The organism is Streptomyces sp. NPDC047841, from assembly GCF_040704085.1.
Taxonomy (GTDB): domain Bacteria; phylum Actinomycetota; class Actinomycetes; order Streptomycetales; family Streptomycetaceae; genus Streptomyces; species Streptomyces argyrophylli.
Genome location: NZ_JBEYRP010000039.1, coordinates 36,166 through 54,326 on the forward strand (window position 1 = coordinate 36,166; position 18,161 = coordinate 54,326).

Here is an 18,161-nt window from a genome sequence, read left to right on the forward strand (position 1 = left end):
AAGACGAGAATCCGATCAACTGGGAGGGGCGCGACCGTGGCGACGACGACCGTGCGGACCTATGAGCAGACGGTGACGGTGCCGGAGATCGCGGACCCGTCCAAGGTGGCGCCGAAGGACGCGCGGGAGCTGTCGAAGCTGTTCTTCGAACAGCTGGCGGTGCTCGAGGAGGGCACGCCGGAGTACCAGTACGCCCGCAACACGCTGATCGAGATGAACATGTCCCTCGTGCGCTTCGCGGCGGCCCGGTTCCGCAGCCGCGGGCAGGAGGAGATGGAGGACATCGTCCAGGTCGGGATGATCGGCCTGATCAAGGCGATCGACCGGTTCGAGCTGTCCCGAGAGGTCGAGTTCACCTCCTTCGCCGTCCCCTACATCGTCGGCGAGATCAAGCGCTTCTTCCGTGACACCTCCTGGGCGGTGCACGTCCCGCGCCGGCTCCAGGAGGCCCGCGTCCAGCTCGCTCGCGCCAACGAGGAACTGCGCAGCCGGCTGGGCCGGACGCCGACGGTCAAGGAACTGTCCGAGCTGATGTGCCTCCCGGAGGACGAGGTCGTCGAGGCCCAGCTCGCCTCCAACGGCTACAGGTCGGCCTCCCTGGACGCCGCCATCAACGGCAGCGAGGAGGGCGAGGCCGCGCTGGCGGACTTCATCGGGGACGAGGACGCGGCCCTCGGTCTGGTGGAGGACTTCCACGCCCTCGCTCCGATGATCGCCGAGCTCGACGAACGCGACCGCAAGATCATCCACTGGCGCTTCGTCGAGGAACTGACCCAGGCCCAGATCGGCGAACGGCTCGGCGTGTCGCAGATGCACGTCTCGCGCCTGATCACGCGTCTGCTGACCCGCCTGCGCGAAGGCATGCTCAGCACCACCTGACACCGGGGGCCGTCGGCCGGACCGTCACCGGGTCCGGCCTCATCGGCGCGCTCCGGCGCTGTGACACGGCGGTGTGACACGCGGTCTGCCCCGCACCGCAGGCAGCCGGCGTCCGCGGCCGCGGACCAGGACCGGCCCGCACCGCCGACTCACGGCCGGTCACTCCACACGGGTGGAGAACCGGCCCGCCCGTTTCGGAACGGTGTGGGCGGAGACTTCTGATGGCGTGCGGTGCGTAGATTCGTCGCCCGCGGCGCCGACCATCCGTTGCTTGCTCCCCGTGCGGCCGAGCGCCCTTCACCGGGGGTGAACCATGAGTGTTCTCGCACGCCTGGACCGGTATCAGCGACGGCACCGCTGGGTGGGCCAGCCGCTCGGCGTCCTGTACAAGTTCTACGACGACCAGGCGCTGTACCTCGCGGCCCTCCTCACCTATTACGGTTTCCTCTCGCTCTTCCCGTTGCTGCTGATCCTCGTCGTGGTCCTGAGCACCTTCCTCAGCGACGACCCCCACCTGCGGCAACGGGTGCTTGACTCCGCCCTGAGCGAGTTCCCGGTCATCGGTGACCAGATCGGGGAGAACATCCGCTCCTTCCACGGCAACGGTGTGGCCCTGGCCGCCGGCATCGTCGGCAGCCTCTACGGCTCTCTCGGCGTCGCCCAGGCCGCGCAGTACGCGCTCAACAAGATCTGGGCCGTACCGAGGCACGCCCGCCCCGATCCGCTGCGGTCGCGCCTGAAGGGCCTGGTCTTCCTGCTGCTCCTCGCACTCGGACTGTGTGCCTTCACCCTGCTGTCCGTGGCGGGCTCGGCGACGGGCGTCCTCGGCGCACGGCTGCGGGGCGCGACCTGGATCGCCGCCACGGCAGGTTCCGTCTGTCTGAGCACGGTGCTGCTGCTGTTGAGCTACCAGCTGCTGACGCACCGGCCGCTGCCACTGCGCCGGCTCCTCGGTGTGGCGCTGGGCGCCGCCGTCGCCTGGCAGGCACTGCAGTGGGTGGGCTCCTACTACGTGAGCCACGTCCTGCGCGGTGCCACGGCCACCTACGGCCTGTTCGGCATCGTGCTGGGGCTGCTCGCCTGGCTCTACGCCGGGGCGCTGATCTTCGTCACAGCCGCCGAGGTGGGAGCCGTGCAGATCATGCGGCTGTGGCCGCGCAGTCTGCTGTCCCCGTTCACGGACCGGGTGCACCTGAGCCCGGCGGACCGCCGCGCCTACCAGTCGTACGCGGCGACCGAGGCGTTCAAGGGCTTCCAGAAGATCCGCGTGCACTTCGAACCACCGCCCGACGCCCCGCGGCACGGCCAGCCGCCCGACGACACCCGGTGAGACGGTGACCCCCGCGCGGGGACGTACGCACGGCCCGCACCGGCTCGCACGATTGCCGGCGGCGGGCCCCGCACCTGATCGGCTCCTGCCGGAGTGGTCGATTCCGCTTTCCGGGTGACTCCGAGACGCTGCTCACAGCGGGCGGCGGTGACGGCGGGGTATCCGAACCGGGAGACTCACGGACCTGACAGTTGCCGTTTGACAACTATGGCCGTGAGGCAACAAAGTGTCGGAGTCGTGACGCACGGGGAAGGAACCGCAATGCTCCGGTGGACGGAGGTCGCTCCGTGTGCCGGCCATCCAAGCCCTGAACCGCGGGGGCGACCGGTGGCTGGGCCCTGTCTTCAGGCCGTCTGGTCTCCGGCGTCCGGTGCGGCGTCGTGTATCTGCAGTGCCGCCGTGTCGCAGAACGCCTCGAGTCCTTCCAGGAGCGCGGTCCGCTTCGCGGCGGGCATCAGCTCCAGGACCGCGTGCAGTTCCCGCTCCCGGCGCGCACGCAGGTCGGCGAGGAAGGCGCGACCGCGGCTGCTGAGATGCAGCCGCACCTCGCGCCGGTCGGCCGGGCTGACCACCCGCTCCAGGAAGCCGGCGGCCACCAGGCGGTCGCACAGCCGGCTGGTGGACGGCGGGGTGGAGGCGAGGGAGTCGGCGAGGGTGCGCAGGTTGATGCCGTCCTGGTGCTCGAGCATCAGCAGGACGCGCAGCTGGGACGGAGAGGCGGGCGCGGTCGAGGCCCGCCCCCAGAGGACTTCCAGCAACTCCACGGCCGTCAAGGTCACGCGTGCGACTTGGGCGGGCTCTGGGCGGGGGCGGAAGACAGTCACCGTCACACTCTCGCAGGCACTGGGACGGCCGCCAGCGTACTAGGTGCCGGGAGCGGCAAGAGATGGTTCGGACGAACGGCGCGATTCGACTCCGGGTGGCCTCGTCACCTGGGCCGGGCCCGTGTCCGTCGAAGGATAGGTGTTTTTACCGTCGTGAACAGATTTGTGACCGCCGAGCGCGCCCTGCGCACGGCGGCCCCGCATGCGTTGTTCGACGCTGTGCGCGGTGTCCTCACCAAGGAGTACGCCGCGCGCTCCGTCGAGTTGTACCTGGCCGACTACGGCCTCACCGTCCTGCAGCCGGTGTCGGCGGCGTCCCACGGGGCGGAGCCGGTGTCGGTGCACGGCAGCGCCGCCGGTCGTGCGTTCGGCGCCCAGGAGCCGTTCGTGGAGGTGGTCCACGAGGGCCCCGCACGCGTGCATCTGCCGGTCACCGTGCGGGGGGACCGACTGGGCGTGCTGTCGGTCACCCTGCCGGACGGGGAGGCCGAGCCCGGCCGCCTCGACGAGCTCGCGGAGATCGCCGAGGTGCTCGGGCACGAGATCGTGGTCGCCGAGCGGGACACGGACGTGTATCTGCGGGCCAGGCGCAAGGACCGGCTGACCCTGGCCGCCGAGATGCAGTGGCAGCTGCTGCCCGGTCGCGCGTGCTCCCGTCCCGAGTACGAACTCGGCGCGCAGCTGGAGCCGGCGTACGCCATCCACGGTGACAACTTCGACTGGTCCGCCACCGCGGACCGCCTCATGCTCTACGTCACCAACGGCATGGGGGAGGGCATAGAGGCCGCCCTGCTGACCAACCTGGCCATCAACGCGCTGCGCAACGCCCGGCGGGCCGGCATCGCCATCGACGACCAGGCGGCCCTGGCCGACCAGGCGGTGTACGCCCATTACCAGGGGCGCTGCTACCTCTCCGTGCTCATGTTCGACTTCGACCTCGCGACGGGCCGGGCGAAGGTCGTGGACGCCGGCTCACCGCAGTTGCTGCGGCTGCGTGACGGTTCGGTCGAGCCCGTCGCCTTCGAGGCGCAGCTGCCGCTCGGGATGTTCGAGGAGACCGACTACGTGCCACAGGACTTCCAGGTCCAGCCGGGGGACCGCCTCGTCTTCGTCAGCGACGGGGTGCACGCGGTCGCCTCGCCCAAGGGGGAGGCGTACGGGGACACGGCGCTGGCCCGGGCCATCACCTCCACCCGCCTCCTGCCGGCCGCCGAGGTGCCGCGCGCCATCCTGCGCGAGCTGACCGGCCATCGGGGCCGTTCCGTTCCGGACGACGACGCCCTGGTGGTGTGCCTGGACTGGCACGGACGCTGACGTCGAGCGCCAGGGCGGTCGCGTCCACGAGCCGGATGTGTCGATGCTGTGTCGTTTCACCACGCCCGCAGCGCCCATACTTGTCATGAGACAATAATTGTCGCTGTTGTGCCCGACGCGTCGGTCGCAGCGGCCCGTCGCGGAGGGAGACGATGCAGGTGCCGGAGCAGCCCGCGGAAGGGGTGGCGGCGCGGGAACTGGGGAACTTCCTGGAACGCCGCCGCGAACAGATCGCCCAGCGGTGGGCGGACGTGCCCCTCTTCCGCACCGTGTTCACCGTCTCCCGCGACGAGGCCGTGGAGGCCTGCAGGGTCGTGGTGGACGCTCTGCGCGAGGTCGCGTCGAGCGGCCGGTTGGAGAACGTCGCGGCGTCCGGATTCGACTCGGCGCGCGAACAGCTGGGACGCATGGCCGCCTCGCGTGCGCGCACGGGCGTCAGCCCGGCGCGGATCGCGAACGAGGCCGCCGGCCTGCGAGCGGCGGCCGCCGAGCTGCTGCGCGGCGAGGACCTGCCCGATCATGAGGCGCGCGAAGCCCTGCTGGCGCTCACCGTCCTGACGGGAACGCTGGGACTGCTGATCATGGAGACGGCCGTCCTGGCCGGTGAGGAGCTGATATCCCGCCAGCGGCACCAACTCCTCGAGGTGGCCACCCCCGTGATCAGCCTCTGGGAAGGCGTCGTCGCGGTGCCCCTGATCGGCACGCTGGACAGCGCCCGCAGCCAGGTCGTCATGGAGTCGCTGCTCCAGGCCGTCGTCGAGCGGGGGGCCCGCCACGCGATCCTCGACATCACCGGCGTCCCCGCGGTCGACTCGCTGGTCGCGCAGCACCTGATGCAGACGGTCGCCGCGGTGCGGCTGATGGGTGCCGAGTGCATCATCTCCGGCATCCGCCCCGCCATCGCGCAGACGATCGTGCACCTGGGCATCGACCTGAGTCCGGTCCACACGCGCGGCTCGCTGGCCGACGCCCTGGAGTACGCGCTCGCCCGGCAGGGCATCGAACTCTCCCTACGCGCGGCCGGTGCGACACCACGATGACCGCCCCCCTCCCGAGAGGACGGCCCACCGCGCCGCCGGCGGCACCGCGGGCCGTCCTCCCGGCCCCCCGAGGCCGTCGTCTCGTTCCTCCGGGGGGCATGTGATGCCCGCCTCCGACCCCGCCGCCACGACCACCATGCCCATCGCCTCCGACGCGGATCTCGCGTGGGTCCGCCACCGGGTACGCCAGTGCGCGGCCGGACTCGGGTTCGGGCTGGTGCAGCAGACGAAGCTCGTCACCGCGGCCAGTGAGCTGGCCCGGAACACGCTGGTCCACGGCGGAGGGGGACAGGTCGAGATCACCTCACTCGCCGACGGCCCGAGGCGGGGGATCAGGCTGGCCTTCACCGACAGCGGACCCGGCATCGGCGACGTGGACCTGGCGATGACCGACGGCTACAGCAGCGCCTGCGGTCTCGGGCTGGGCCTCGGCGGGGCCAGGCGGCTCGTGGACGAGCTCACCGTCGACAGCCGGGCAGGGCAGGGCGCCGTCGTCACGGTCGTCGCCTGGGTGACCGGCGGGCCCGCCGGCCCAACGGGAAACGGCGGATGACGCGGGTGCGGGAGCTGTCGGCCACGACTCCTTCCGGGTGCGGGACGTGGCAGCCGACGATGCCGGGGTCCATGCCGCCCGGACGCCCGTCCCACCGCGACCGCGGTCCGGCCGCACCGAGCCGGCGAACGGCCCGCCCCGGCCCGCCCGGCGCCGGCCGCCCGCTGACGGGCCCCGCGTCCGTGAGGGACGCTCCCAGTGCGCGGACCCGCCGCCCGGACGGCCCGCCGCGTGTACCCGGCGCTCCCCGTGCGGCGAAGGCGGAGGCGCCTGCCGTCATGGCCGAGCACGCGCGTCCGTCACCGCCGCGCCGATCACGCCGGAAGCCGCCCCGGAACGCGATAGCGTGGAGGCCACAAGGGGAGAGGATGGAGAATCCGTGAACGCCTTTGAACCGGTCCCGTCCGTGGAAGCCCAGCTGCGTGCTGCTCCGCCCCACGCCCTGGTGCCCACCGCCGGCCGCCTGCTGGCGCAGCGCTTCGGCGCCCGGGACGTGACGCTCCTCCTCGCCGACTACGGCCTGAGCGTCCTGCAACCCGTCACGGAGCTGCCGCACACCGGCGATCCGGTCTCCGCGCACGACGGTCCCGCCGGTACCGCCTTCACCACGCAGACCCCGGTGATCGAAGTCACCGCCGAACCGGCCACCGAGCTGGTCCACCTGCCCATCACCGTACGCGGTGACCGGCTCGGCGTGCTCTGCGTGCGCGTTCCCGACACCGCCACCGATCCGGGTACGGTCCTGCGGCTCGGGGAGTTCGCCACCGCACTGGGCCACGAACTCACCACGGCCGGCCGGGACACCGACCTGTACCTCCTGGCACGCCGGACCCGCCGGCTCACCCTCGCCGCCGAAATGCAGTGGCAGCTGCTGCCGGGCACGGGCTGCGTGCGCGACGAGTACGCCATCGGCGCCCACCTGGAGCCGGCCTACGCCATCGGCGGCGACAACTTCGACTGGTCCTCCAGCGCCGACCACCTCACCCTCACCGTCACCGACGGCATGGGCCAGGGCATCGACGCCTCCCTGCTCACCAACCTCGCCGTCGGGGCGCTGCGCAACGCCCGCCGTGCCGGGATAGGCCTCGCGGACCAGGCCTGCCTCGCCGACCAGGCCCTCTACTCGCAGTACCGAGGCAAGTCGTACGCCTCCACCCTCCTGCTGCGTTTCGACCTCGCCACCGGCCGGGTCCATGCCGTGGACGCCGGGTCCCCCCAGCTGTACCGCCTCCGCGGCACCAGGATCGAACGCATCGAACTGGAGGCCCAGCTGCCGCTCGGCATGCTCGAGGAGACCCTCTACGAGGAGCAGGCGTTCCAGGTCGAAGCGGGCGACCGCCTGGTCGCCATCAGCACCGGCGCCCACGGCACCCGTTCGGCGACCGGAGAGGTGTTCGGCGAGAGCGTCCTGCGCCAGGTCCTGAGCGCGACCCGGGGAACACCACCGCACGAGACGGCGCGCTCGGTCGTCGCCGGCCTCCTGGAACACGTCGGCCACCAGGAGCTGCTCGCCGACGCCGCCGTGGTCTGCGTCGACTGGAGCGGCCGCCCCGGCGGGGCATCCTGAGAGAGCGTGGCGGGCCGGCCGGCCCTACGGTGCCTCCGGTGACCCGGGCGGCACCTTCCCGTGTGCCGAGAAGAAAGCTTTCATGCCGCGGACCAGCGCCGCTCGCTCCGCGGGCGCCATCTGTGCCAGCACACCGGCCAGGGCCTGGGTACGCCGACGGGCCACGTCTCCCAGCACCCGCCGCCCCTGCCCCGTGAGCCTCAGCTGCACCTCACGGCGGTTGCGCGGGTGCAGCGAGCGCTCCAGCATCCCGGCCGCCTCCAGCCGGTCACACAGCCGGCTGGCGGTGGGAAGCCCTATGTCCAGCCGTTCCGCCAGACCGGTGAGATTCACCTCCGGCGCCGTCTCCAGGGCCCTGAGCGCCCGCAGCTGGTGGAGCGACAGCCGCACAGCCGCCTCCTGGGCGGCCGTCGACCACAGGTCCGCAAGGCTCTCCACGGCATCGGCGATTTCACGCGCGCCGGCGCCCGGCACGTCACCCGAGCTCTCAGCGCGATCGTCGGCGCCGCCGGGAGAAGTCACGAACTCATCACTTTCCATAGGATCCGGGTGCTGCGAGCACCACCCATAATCTCTCGCTGTACCCGAGCGGCTTGTCGGCAAGCAGCGTTCTTGGCGCGGGACCACCCGGCCGCCCCGGCAGGTGCACCTGAGCGGCCCGCTCGCCGCTCGGGCGGCCGCCACGGGCGCCGCGCCCCCGGACGCGGCAGGCGACGGGGACGGCCTGCGGCGCACGGCCGACGACCGGGCGGGTCAGGACCACCGGAAGCAGGATCCGGGCCGCCTCGTGCGCCGGCGCGGCGGCCCGGCCGGTGACGTCGCGGTCCCGCCCGGCCACCGGTGTCCGGGGTGGCACCGCCCCCCAACCGGCCGCACGATCGTCACCGTCCTCCATGAGGCGGATGTTCTCACCCCCGACGCTCCGTCATTCCCCCTGCCACGGCTGCGGCTCCCCTTCCCCGAAACGTCGATGACATGCCCGTGACTCGTCCGCAGGACTCTGGGCGAAACGGATGTAGTGGTCCGGTGCGACTTTCCGGGACGGGTTGCGACAGCGGGTGCGGGTGCGGGACTGTTGCCGTACGACATCTGTTTCCCCATGGCAGGAAGGTGGTGAGGTGCGCACGTGCGTGCCTCCGCTTGTGTCTTCTTCCCCCAGTACCTCCGCCCGTTCCCCCGACGCCGGCCACACGGTCGGCGCGACCTGGACTGACGCACCCTGTCCCGTCCTCGTCGTCGACCGGCACGGCGGCCTCGTGGACATCAACGGGGCCGCCCGGAAACTCCTCCCCGGTGCCGTCAGCGGCGACTGGCTGTACGAGCACGTCCCGTCCTGGCTCTGCGACGCCCACCAGCGCGTCGGTGGGGGACTGCGTGGCACCCACGCCGAGCCGCTGAGCGGACCCATCAAGGAGCGCCACTTCGAGGCGCACCCGACGGCGGCCGACGACGGCGACGTCGTGTGGTGGCTGGTCGACGACACCGACCGCCGCCGGGCCCAGACCGCGCTGACCGACGCGCAGACGCGCACCGAGATCCTCTCGGAAGTGTCCAGCACGCTGCTGTCCACGCTGAACGTGCCCCGCTGCATGGAAGTGACCGCCGCCATGGCCGCGGAACACCTCGCCGACGCCGCGGTCCTCGTCGCCCCGCCGAAAGGGCGGCGCCACCCGCTGACCTACGCGACCAGGGGCGGGCCGGCCACCCAGGTCACGCGACTGGTCGACGTCTCCGGCGTACCGGGCCTGACCGAAGCCCTGCAAGGCTTCCCGCCGGTACCCGCCCGCTGGATAAACCCCGCCGACCTCCCCGGCTGGGTCACCCCGGACGGTTTCGCCGGCCCGGTCGGATCCGTGATCGTCGCTCCGCTCCCCGGCCACGGCGTACCGGCCGGAGCCCTGATCCTGGTGCGCGCCGGCACCGAGCAGTCCTTCACGGAAGGCGAGGAGGTCTTCGCCCGGCTCTTCGCCGCGCGCGCCGGCGCCGCCCTGTCCGCCGCCCGCCTCTACAGCGAACAGGCCACCGTCACCGCCACGCTGATGCGCGAGTTGCTGCCCCCGCCGCTGAGCAGCGTGAACGGAGTGGAGTACGCCGGCGGCTACCGCGCGGCCAAGGACCACGAACGGGTCGGCGGGGACTTCTACGACGTCCACCCCGGCTCCGACCCCTCCCAGGACACCCTCGTCGTCCTCGGCGACGTCGCGGGCAAGGGCCTGGACGCGGCGGTGCTCACCGGCAAGATCCGCAACACGCTGCACGCGCTGCTGCCGCTGACCGACGACCATCAGCGGGTCCTCGACCTGCTCAACGGCGCCCTTCTCACCTCCCGTCACACACGCTTCGCCACACTGGTCCTCGCCTCCGTCCGCCGCCGCGGCAGCCGGGCCCGGCTCCGCCTGACCAGCGCCGGACACCTGCCGCCGCTCATCCTCCGCGCCGACGGAACGGTGGAAGAAGTACCCGCCAGGGGGACCCTCGTCGGGGCACTGCCCGCCGTCACGGCACACACGGTCGAGACGGTGCTGGCGCCGGGAGAGACCTGCCTGCTCTACACCGACGGCATCACCGAAGCGCGCGGCGGCCCGCTCGGCGACGAGTTCTTCGGCGAGCACCGCCTGCGCCGGGCCCTGTCGGAGTGCGCGGGCCTCCCGGCCGAAGCGGTCGTCGAACGGGTGCAGATGCTCGCCGCCCACTGGCTGGGTGCCGGCCGCCACGACGACATGGCCGCCGTCGCCATCAGCGTCCCCCGGACCGGCCCCCTGACCGTTGTCAACGGGCGCTCCCGAGCGAGGAACACGAGCAGCACGTGAGGTAGCCCACCGCGGCGGCCGATCTGCCGGACCGGCTGTGGGCGGCAGCGGCCTAAGACGCACACGCGGCCGTCGACATCCCGCACTAGGCAGCGGGTGACGGTGCGGGCGAACAGATTCTGCCTTCGGCCGCCGGCCGCACCACCGTGGCACAGGAACACGCCGCTACCGTCCTTGGCGGACAGGTGGTCGCCACCCTCGCCCACCGCCGTCCGGCACCGGGACGCCACGCTGCTCGTCAGGGCCGGGTCACGGTCGGCTGCGTCGACGGCGAACGGCACGCCGTCCCCGCCCGGCTCGTCGCCGAGGCAGTCCGCCCGCGCGGCCCACGGGCCGACCATCCCGGCACCCGAACCCCCACACCGCATCTGGTCGCCCACCCGCACCGCACCAACCCCGACGCCGTCCTGCCGGCCGTCCATGCCACGGTCATCGCCCCCGTCCTGACGGACGGCAGCCACGCCCGCGTCCGGGGCGCCGACGGGTGGCCGGCCGTCCGAAACGGGGCGGACGACCTGCTTGGCGGACCGCGATGGCACGAGGGCCCGGCCCTGACCCCGGCCCCCCACGTCGACGACCCCGGGATCTCCACCGCGTTCCCGCCCCGGACCGCCGACACTCTCGCAGCCAGCCACGCCCCAGCAGCTCCGCACGTCCGTCCCCCCCGCACCCCGCGCCTGCCGCACGAGGCGGTGCCGCGGCGCCCGACGGCACCGCCCGTCCGGGGCCTGACCGCGCTGCTGATGGTCCGCCGCGCTGCTGATGGTCCGCCGCCGTACCCGGGCCGTCGGCGCCACGCTGCACCTGGACCACCGGCCCGACGTCCTGGAACGCCTGCTGCGCCTGCTGCGCCTGACGAACGTGCTGGAACACCTCACCGTCCCCGTGACGGGAGAGGAGACCCGGGACGGGCATCCGAGAACCGAAAGGTGTGACGGCTGACGCCCCTCCGACACCGGTCCTCGCCGGAGCGGGGCCTCGCCGCCGGCTCCGTGGCCGTGACGCGGTTCGGCCCGCGGCCGGGCGGCCCGAGCCGCCGCGTCGCCGTCCCGGCCGGCGGCGAGTGAGCACAGCAGGACCGCCGCGCGGGCCGCGCAGCCCGACCGGCGCTGTCCGGGCCGGCCCGGGGCAACGGCTCGCCCATCGGCGTGCCGGCTCATCGGCGACGCGGCGGGAGAACCTGGGCCGCAGGCCCCAGCGTCGCTCAGGAGGAGACCCGGCGGCGGCGCCGGGCGGCGACGGCCCCCAGGACCACACCGACCGCGATGACGATCAGCCCGCGCGCCCAGACCTCGGCCTCGACCTGCGTGGCGAGCGCCACGCAGGAGGCCGCCCCCAGGACGGGGACGGCGGTGTACGCCCGGAAGTGCGGGCGGTCGCAGCGGTCGCGCCGCTGGACGAGCACCGCGGTGTTGACGATGAAGAACACCACGAGGAGCAGCAGCACGAGCGTGGAGGCGAGGCTGGCCACGTCACCGGTGAGCGCCAGCAGGAAGGACAGCACGGTCGTCGCCGCGATCGAGGCCCACGGCGTACGGCGGCCGGGGAGCACGCGGGTCAGGAAGCGGGGCAGGAGCCCGTCCCGCGCCATGCCGTAGGCCAGGCGGGAGCTCATGATGCCGGTGAGCAGCGCGCCGTTGGCCACGGCCACGAGGGCGATGGCGCCGAACACCTTCGGCGGCACCCCGCCGGCCTCCTTCACCACCTCCAGCAGCGGACCGCTGGAGCGGGCCAGCGTCGCCGTGGGGACGGCGGCCGAGGCCACGACACCGACCAGGACGTACACGGCTCCCGCCGTCACCAGCGCGCCGAAGAGGGCCCGCGGGTAGGAGCGGCGCGGGTCACGGGTCTCCTCGGCGACGTTGACGGAGGTCTCGAAGCCGACGAAGGAGTAGTACGCGAGCACCGTTCCGCCCAGCACACCGGCGGCGGCTCCCGTGTGCGCGGTGCCGAGGTGGACGAGCCGGCCGGGGTCGCCGTCGCCGCGCAGGAACAGCCAGACCCCGAGCCCGACGACGAGCAGGAGACCGCCGACCTCGACCACCGTCGCCGCCACGTTGGCGCGGGTGGACTCGCTGATGCCGCGGGCGTTCAGCAGGGCCAGGGCGCACAGGAAGGCGGCCGCCACCAGCACGACCGGCAGGCTGACGAAGACGGCCAGGTAGTCGCCGGCGAAACCCCGCGCCAGCGCGGCGACGGAGACGATGCCCGCGGCGAGCATGCAGAACCCGGCGAGAAAGCCGGTGAACGGCCCGTAGGCGAGGGTCGCGTAGTGGGAGGCGCCGCCCGCCCTCGGGTACTTCGTGGCGAGTTCGGCGTACGAGGCGGCCGTCAGGAGCGACAGCAGCAGCGCCAGGAGCAGGGGCAGCCACACGGCGCCGCCCGACTCCGCGGCGATCTGGCCGACGAGGACGTAGACACCGGCGCCCAGCACGTCGCCGAGGATGAAGAAGTACAGCAGGGGGGTCGTCAGGGCCTTCTTGAGCGCGGGGGCTCCGCTGTGCGGTGAACCGTCCGTCTCGGCAGTGGAAGGCGTGGAAGGAGTGGTAGGGGGTGTCACCATGCCCGGCTACCCCCTGGGGCCGGCCGCAGACGGGGACGGGCGTGTGACGTGCGGGGACCGTCCCGGCACGGCTCGCTGTCCGCCGGGTTCACCGTCGACCGGGCTGGCGTCGGCATCCTGGCGCCCGGCGTGCTCGCGGAGCGGGGGAGTCCCGCCCTGCTGCCGGTCGCCGGGCGTCACCGCGTGCCGGAAGGGTGGCTCAGGTACGGGGAGAGCAGGCGGCGGTACTCCGTGGAGGGCACCAGGCCGAGCTCCCGGCGCAGCCGGCGCCGGTACGACACGAAGTGCCGCAGCGCCTCGGTGGCGTCGCCCTCGGCAACTTCGCCACGAACATGACCGCGGGCAGCCTCTTCGGGCCCTTGCTCCTCTGGGTCATCGTGCTGGCCAGAGTCGCAGCACACCCCCCGCCCCGTCACCTACGCGCTGTGGAGTCCAGGCCGAACTCGTCGCCATGGCGACCGACCTCGCGGAATTCGTCGGCGGTACGGTGGCCCTGCACCTGCTGTTCGGACTGCCGCTGCTGCCCGCCGCGCTCCTGGTCGCCGGCCTGTCCCTGCTGCTGCTCGTCCTGGCGCCCGAGGGCCGGGGCCGCTTCCAGACCGTCACCGCGCTTCTGTTCCTGGTGCTCGTCCCCGGCTTCGCCTACCAGTGCGTGCGCGCCGGGTCCTGGCACGCGGTGCTCTCCGGTCTGCGCCCCGAGCTGGCCGGGAGCCAGAGCCTGATGCCGGCCACCGGCATCGTCGGCGCCACGATCATGCCCCACGTGATCTACCTGCCCTCCCACCTCGGCAGACTGCCTGCCGCCAGGTCCTCGGCGGAGCAGCGGCGGGTGCTGCGCGGACAGCGCACCTCGCTGATCGCCACGCTCGCCCTGGCCGGACTGGTCAACGCCGGCATGCTCACCCTCGCCGCAGCGACCCTGCGCCCTGCCGGTGGCCGAAGCGGCCGGGGCGAGCAGAGTCTCGACGGCTTGCACGACGGCCTGGGCATCGCGCTCGGCCCAGGAGCGGCCCTCGCCTTCGCCCTGGCCCTGCTCGCGTCCGGACTGGCCTCCGCAGGCGTCGGCACCTTCGCCGGGCAGGTCATCATGCGGGGCTTCCTGCGACGCCGGGTACCGCTGATCGTGCGCCGGCCGCTGACGATGACCCCGCCTCTGGCCGTCCTCCGGCCAGGGCGGTCCTCGGCTGACGCTGCCGCTCGTGCCCGTTTGCGTGCTCAGGCGCCGGGCTACCCGGCGCTCCGGGCGAGCCGGGGACCATCCCGTGTCCGGCCGCTGAGATCGACAGCGTGCGGAGGAACAAGATCATGACCGTGCCCGAGGAGAACCAGCCCAAGACCACGACGACCGATTAAGTCGTCGATCAGCGCGACGAACGGGGCACTGCCGAATCGGCGGCAGGCGGGGCGAGCAGCCGCGATATGGCCGAGGCCCTGGAAGAGGCCGGGGTACGTCCGGAGGACATGCCGGAGGAGTAGCCGCGCGGCGTGCGCGGGCCAGGCAAGGCCCGCCACCGTGCCCGCCGTCCGGGCGCGGGCCGCGCGTCCGCTCGGCGAGGGTCGCACCCGCTCGTCCGGGCGCGGCGGCCCGTTCGGCCCGTGACGTGCATAGACGGGGTCGCCCACGGCCCCTGCCGCCCGCGGCCCGGACGCTTGGCACCGACGCCGCGGTGGAGTCGCGCCGACCACGCGCTGATCGGAGGACGCCGACTGCTGACCGCCGACTGACGGGGACCGCCGGAGCACACGCCCGATACCCGTCCCGCGTGTGCCGGCCCGCCACCAGTTTCGGCCCTCGTCTCCGTGCCACCCGGTCGTCCTGACACCGGTACGCGCTCCGGCCGGGATGGGCCTACGCCGCCGTGACACCCATGAGGAGGACAGTGATGGATCACTCTCGTGTCCCCGTGCTGGAAGCACTGCAGGAGTTCCGGCGCCGCGGCGATGTGGTGTACGGACCTCCCGGCCACAAGCAGGGCCTGGGAGCCGATCCCCGCGTCCTGGACATCGTCGGGGAGGGCGTCTTCACCTCGGACGTGCTGTCCCTGAACGGCCTCGACGACCGCCGCCAGTCGCAAGGGGTCCTCACCCAGGCGGAGGAGCTGATGGCGGACGCGGTCGGAGCGGAACAGGCCTTCTTCTCCACCTGCGGCAGTTCCCTGTCGGTGAAGACCGCGATGCTGGCGGTGGCCGGACCGGGCGAGAAACTCCTCGTTTCGCGCAACGTCCACAAGTCCGTGATCGCCGGCGTGATCGTCAACGGCGTCCACCCGGTGTGGGTGCACCCGAAGTTCGACACCGAGTGGCACCTGGCCCACCCGCCGGAGCCCGACGACGTACGCCGCGCGCTGCGAGAGCACCCGGACGTCAAGGGCATGCTGCTGATCACACCCACGGACTGGGGCTCGTGCGCCGACATCCGCGGCATCGCCGCCGTCTGCCACGACCACGGCATCCCCCCTGATCGTTGACGAAGCCTGGGGAGCCCACCTGCCCTTCCACCCCGACCTGCCGGCCAGGGGCATGAACGCCGACGCGGACCTCGTCGTCACCAGCGTCCACAAGATGGGCGGCGCCGTCGAGCAGAGCTCCGTCTTCCACCTCCAGGGCGACCGGGTCTCACCCGAAGTGCTCAAACAGCGCGAGGACCTGCTCGGCACCACCAGCTCCTCGTCGCTCGTGTACGCCACCCTCGACGGATGACGCCGCCACATGGTCCAGCACGGCCACGGCCTGCTGGACGCGGCGCTGCACCGCACGGCACGCATCCGCAAGGCCGTCGCCGGGATGCCCGGCCTGCGCCTGATGGGCCAGGAGGTCGTCGAACAGGGCCTCACGACGGAACTGGATCTGCTGAAGATCACCATCGACGTGCGGGAGCTCGGCATCAGCGGCATGCAGGCCACCGAATGGCTGCGCGCCCACTGCCAGGTCGACATCGGCTCCTCCGACACCTGCCGGATCAGCGCACAGATCACCCACGCCGACAACGACCGGACCGAGAACCTCCTCATCGACTCCCTGTACCGCCTCGTCGAGCACGCGGACACCATCGAGACGCGGCCTTCGGTCCGCCTGCCCGAGCCCCGCGCGCTGCAACTCGAGCAGGCCATGCTGCCCCGGGACGCCTTCTTCGCGAGCGCCGAGCACGTCCCGGCCCGGGACGCCGTCGGACGCGTCGCGGCGGAGACGATCAGCCCCTACCCGCCCGGCGTCCCCGTCGTCGCCCCGGGCGAGGTCATCACCCGCGAGGTCGTCGACTACCTGACCAGCGGCGTGGCCGCCGGCATGCTCATCCCCGACGCTGCCGACCCCAGTGCCGAAACCCTGCGGGTGACGGCCCGGTAGTCCGAAGCCGTGTTCCCGCCTGTCTGGCCAAGGCCGCCCGGCACCCGCAGGCCGCCCGGCACCCATAGGCCGCCCGGCACCCATTGCCAAGGCCGCCGGGCTCAGCCGACCGTGGGTCCGCGGAGCCGACTGGTCCCCCGATCGAGGGGGGCGCGCACGAACGACCCGCCTCCTGGCCCCGGCACGACGCACCGGCCGCCGACGGCTGGGTGCCGGCGCGGAAGCATGCACGGCTGTCCCGGGGTACTTGGGAATCCTGTCGTCCTCCCCGGCCGCGCGGCCCCTGCCGCGGTCAGAGGAGCCGGCTCCTCACTCGGCGAGGCACCGGGCTCCGGCTGGGAGTGCACCGACCTCGGCAGGAGCGGAGACGATCATGCCAGGCACGTGGTTGACAGGCGGGCAGCCCGGAGCGACGAGCGCGACGAGCCCTGCGGACGCTGCGGAAGCACGCGGGTGGCGGGCGGTGCTGGTCGGACTCGCGGACCGCGACAGCCCGGATTCCGCGACGGCGGACTCCCTGGACGAGCTGGAGCGCCTGGCCGCGACCGACGCGATCGAGGTGACGGACCGGGTCGTACAGGTGCGGGAGCGCCCGGACCCGGCGACGTACCTCGGTTCGGGCAAGGTGCGCGAGCTCGCGGAGCTGACCGAGGCCCGGCAGGCGGACCTGGTGATCGCCGACGGTGAGCTCACCCCGGCCCAGGTACGAGGTCTGGAGGACGGCGTCGGGGCGCGGGTGGTGGACCGGACGGGGCTGATCCTGGACATCTTCGGCGAGCACGCCCACAGCTCGGAAGGCAAGGCACAGGTGGAGCTGGCGCAGCTCGCCTACGAGCTGCCGAGGCTGCGTGGCCACGGCCGGGAGATGTCCCGGATCGGCGGCGGCCGGGTCGCCGGCGGTGCGGGGATCGGTGTGCGCGGCCGTGGTGAGATGCGTCTGGAGATCCGGCGACGCCATCTGCGCCGGCGGATGCGGACCCTGCGCGAGCAGGTGCGCCGCACGGCGCGCCGCCGTGAGGTGACCCGCGGGCGCCGGGTGCGTGACCGCGTGCCGTCCGTGGCGATCACCGGTTACACCAATGCCGGCAAGTCGGCCCTGCTGAACCGCCTGGCGGGCGCGGACGCCGAGGTCGCCGACGTCCTGTTCGCCACCCTGGACCCGCTCGTACGCCAGGTCCGCACCCTCGACGGACTGTCCTACACCCTCACCGACACGGTCGGTTTCGTCCGCCGCCTCCCGCACCAGCTCGTCGACGCCTTCCGGTCGACCCTGGAGGAGGTCACGCGGGCCGATCTGGCCCTGCACGTCGTCGACGCCTCCTCCCCGCAGGCCACCCAGCACATCGCCACCGTGCGCGAGGTGCTGCGGGAGATCGGTGCGCAGGACGTGCCGGAACTGCTGGTGCTGAACAAGGCGGACCTCGCCGAACCCGAACAGATGGTCACGTTGCGGCGCCTCCACCCGGGCGCAGTCGCCGTCTCCGCCCGCACGGGCGAGGGTCTGGGCGACCTCCGCAAGGCGCTGAGGGACCACCTTTCGGCGCTGTTCCCGCCGGTGTCGGCCCCCACCGCCCCACCCGCCGGCCAGGAAGGAAGCACGTGATGCAGGACCCCGACCCCGCCGTCCGCTGCTATCCGCACGACCGCGTCGGCGCACTGCAGGACGATCTGGCCGCCTGGGTGCGCATCCCGTCGGTGTCCGCCGACCCGGCACACGAGCGGGACGTGCCCCGTTCGGCGCGCTGGCTCCCGGCCCACCTGCGGGAGACCGGCTTTCCCGAGGTCGAGGAATGGGACACCGACGGCCTGCAGACCGTGTTCGCCCGCTGGCCGGCCGAGGCCCCGGACGCGCCCACCGTCCTGGTCTACAGCCCTCACGACGTACGCGCCGTCAAGGACCAGGAGTGGCAGGAGGTAGCGCCTTTCGCAACGGCGC

15 protein-coding genes and 2 pseudogenes are annotated in these 18,161 nt (G+C 72.9%); 12 read left to right on the top strand and 5 right to left on the bottom strand.

The window, feature by feature from the left end:
* Positions 1-36: 36 nt before the first annotated feature.
* Both AB0947_RS38450 and AB0947_RS38455 read left to right on the top strand, forming a co-directional pair.
* Entirely contained in the window at positions 37-879 is an 843-nt protein-coding gene (locus AB0947_RS38450; protein WP_366755032.1) for an RNA polymerase sigma factor SigF, read from the top strand.
* Positions 880-1,192: 313 nt separating this feature from the next.
* Positions 1,193-2,209, top strand: a complete 1,017-nt coding sequence (locus tag AB0947_RS38455; protein ID WP_366755033.1) for a YhjD/YihY/BrkB family envelope integrity protein — start codon at positions 1,193-1,195, stop codon at positions 2,207-2,209.
* A 344-nt stretch (positions 2,210-2,553) separates the two neighbouring features.
* On the opposite strand, the gene AB0947_RS38460 is transcribed toward AB0947_RS38455, so the two are convergent.
* A complete protein-coding gene (locus AB0947_RS38460) occupies positions 2,554-2,988 on the bottom strand; it encodes a MarR family transcriptional regulator (RefSeq protein WP_366755034.1) in 435 nt (144 codons plus the stop codon).
* Positions 2,989-3,186: 198 nt separating this feature from the next.
* On the opposite strand from AB0947_RS38460, the gene AB0947_RS38465 reads away from it, so the two are divergent.
* The 4 genes from AB0947_RS38465 (at position 3,187) to AB0947_RS38480 (ending at position 7,507) form a co-directional block, all read left to right on the top strand.
* On the top strand, positions 3,187-4,347 hold the full coding sequence (locus AB0947_RS38465) for a PP2C family protein-serine/threonine phosphatase (RefSeq protein ID WP_366755035.1): 1,161 nt from the start codon (positions 3,187-3,189) through the stop codon (positions 4,345-4,347).
* Positions 4,348-4,499: 152 nt separating this feature from the next.
* A complete protein-coding gene (locus tag AB0947_RS38470; protein WP_366755036.1) occupies positions 4,500-5,387 on the top strand; it encodes an STAS domain-containing protein in 888 nt (295 codons plus the stop codon).
* Positions 5,388-5,490: 103 nt separating this feature from the next.
* Positions 5,491-5,940: an anti-sigma regulatory factor gene (locus tag AB0947_RS38475; RefSeq protein WP_366755037.1), complete on the top strand. Its 450-nt coding sequence runs from the start codon at positions 5,491-5,493 to the stop codon at positions 5,938-5,940.
* 379 nt (positions 5,941-6,319) lie between these two features.
* Positions 6,320-7,507, top strand: a complete 1,188-nt coding sequence (locus tag AB0947_RS38480; RefSeq protein WP_366755038.1) for a PP2C family protein-serine/threonine phosphatase — start codon at positions 6,320-6,322, stop codon at positions 7,505-7,507.
* Positions 7,508-7,531: 24 nt separating this feature from the next.
* Here AB0947_RS38480 and AB0947_RS38485 read toward each other — a convergent pair whose 3' ends face one another.
* Together AB0947_RS38485 and AB0947_RS38490 are read right to left on the bottom strand one after the other, a co-directional pair.
* Positions 7,532-8,047, bottom strand: a complete 516-nt coding sequence (locus AB0947_RS38485) for a MarR family transcriptional regulator (protein ID WP_366755039.1) — start codon at positions 8,045-8,047, stop codon at positions 7,532-7,534.
* Positions 8,037-8,402, bottom strand: coding sequence for a hypothetical protein (locus tag AB0947_RS38490; RefSeq protein WP_366755040.1), 366 nt, complete (start codon positions 8,400-8,402; stop codon positions 8,037-8,039). The genes AB0947_RS38485 and AB0947_RS38490 overlap by 11 nt, the downstream gene beginning before the upstream one ends.
* A gap of 247 nt (positions 8,403-8,649) precedes the next feature.
* Between AB0947_RS38490 and AB0947_RS38495 the strand changes: the two genes are divergently transcribed.
* Together AB0947_RS38495 and AB0947_RS38500 are read left to right on the top strand one after the other, a co-directional pair.
* Positions 8,650-10,317 carry a PP2C family protein-serine/threonine phosphatase gene (locus AB0947_RS38495; RefSeq protein WP_366755047.1) on the top strand — a complete coding sequence of 556 codons (1,668 nt, stop codon included), beginning with the start codon at positions 8,650-8,652 and terminating at the stop codon, positions 10,315-10,317.
* A 762-nt stretch (positions 10,318-11,079) separates the two neighbouring features.
* Positions 11,080-11,259, top strand: a complete 180-nt coding sequence (locus tag AB0947_RS38500) for a hypothetical protein (RefSeq protein WP_366755041.1) — start codon at positions 11,080-11,082, stop codon at positions 11,257-11,259.
* 262 nt (positions 11,260-11,521) lie between these two features.
* Here AB0947_RS38500 and AB0947_RS38505 read toward each other — a convergent pair whose 3' ends face one another.
* A complete protein-coding gene (locus tag AB0947_RS38505) occupies positions 11,522-12,778 on the bottom strand; it encodes an APC family permease (RefSeq protein ID WP_366755048.1) in 1,257 nt (418 codons plus the stop codon).
* Between the two features lie 278 nt (positions 12,779-13,056).
* Positions 13,057-13,296, bottom strand: coding sequence for a BTAD domain-containing putative transcriptional regulator (locus AB0947_RS38510; protein WP_366755042.1), 240 nt, complete (start codon positions 13,294-13,296; stop codon positions 13,057-13,059).
* 35 nt (positions 13,297-13,331) lie between these two features.
* Here AB0947_RS38510 and AB0947_RS38515 point away from each other — a divergent pair, with 35 nt between their 5' ends.
* The 4 genes and pseudogenes from AB0947_RS38515 to AB0947_RS38530 form a co-directional block, all read left to right on the top strand.
* A complete protein-coding gene (locus AB0947_RS38515) occupies positions 13,332-14,189 on the top strand; it encodes an Nramp family divalent metal transporter (RefSeq protein ID WP_366755043.1) in 858 nt (285 codons plus the stop codon).
* Positions 14,190-14,763: 574 nt separating this feature from the next.
* Positions 14,764-16,225: pseudogene (locus AB0947_RS38520) on the top strand (aminotransferase class I/II-fold pyridoxal phosphate-dependent enzyme).
* A gap of 463 nt (positions 16,226-16,688) precedes the next feature.
* Positions 16,689-17,828 (top strand): GTPase HflX, encoded by a 1,140-nt coding sequence (gene hflX / locus AB0947_RS38525; protein WP_366755044.1) that lies wholly within the window; start codon positions 16,689-16,691, stop codon positions 17,826-17,828.
* Positions 17,828-18,161: pseudogene (locus AB0947_RS38530) on the top strand (peptidase M20); the annotation flags it as partial. The gene hflX and the pseudogene AB0947_RS38530, both read left to right, overlap by 1 nt.

Bases quoted from the DNA above. Each gene is read 5' to 3' on its own strand.
- AB0947_RS38515 (WP_366755043.1), top strand. From the start codon at position 13,332: ATGGCGACCGACCTCGCGGAATTCGTCGGCGGTACGGTGGCCCTGCAC.
- AB0947_RS38490 (WP_366755040.1), bottom strand. From the start codon at position 8,402: ATGGAGGACGGTGACGATCGTGCGGCCGGTTGGGGGGCGGTGCCACCC.
- AB0947_RS38475 (WP_366755037.1), top strand. From the start codon at position 5,491: ATGCCCGCCTCCGACCCCGCCGCCACGACCACCATGCCCATCGCCTCC.
- AB0947_RS38500 (WP_366755041.1), top strand. From the start codon at position 11,080: ATGGTCCGCCGCCGTACCCGGGCCGTCGGCGCCACGCTGCACCTGGAC.
- AB0947_RS38485 (WP_366755039.1), bottom strand. From the start codon at position 8,047: ATGGAAAGTGATGAGTTCGTGACTTCTCCCGGCGGCGCCGACGATCGC.
- AB0947_RS38455 (WP_366755033.1), top strand. From the start codon at position 1,193: ATGAGTGTTCTCGCACGCCTGGACCGGTATCAGCGACGGCACCGCTGG.
- AB0947_RS38470 (WP_366755036.1), top strand. From the start codon at position 4,500: ATGCAGGTGCCGGAGCAGCCCGCGGAAGGGGTGGCGGCGCGGGAACTG.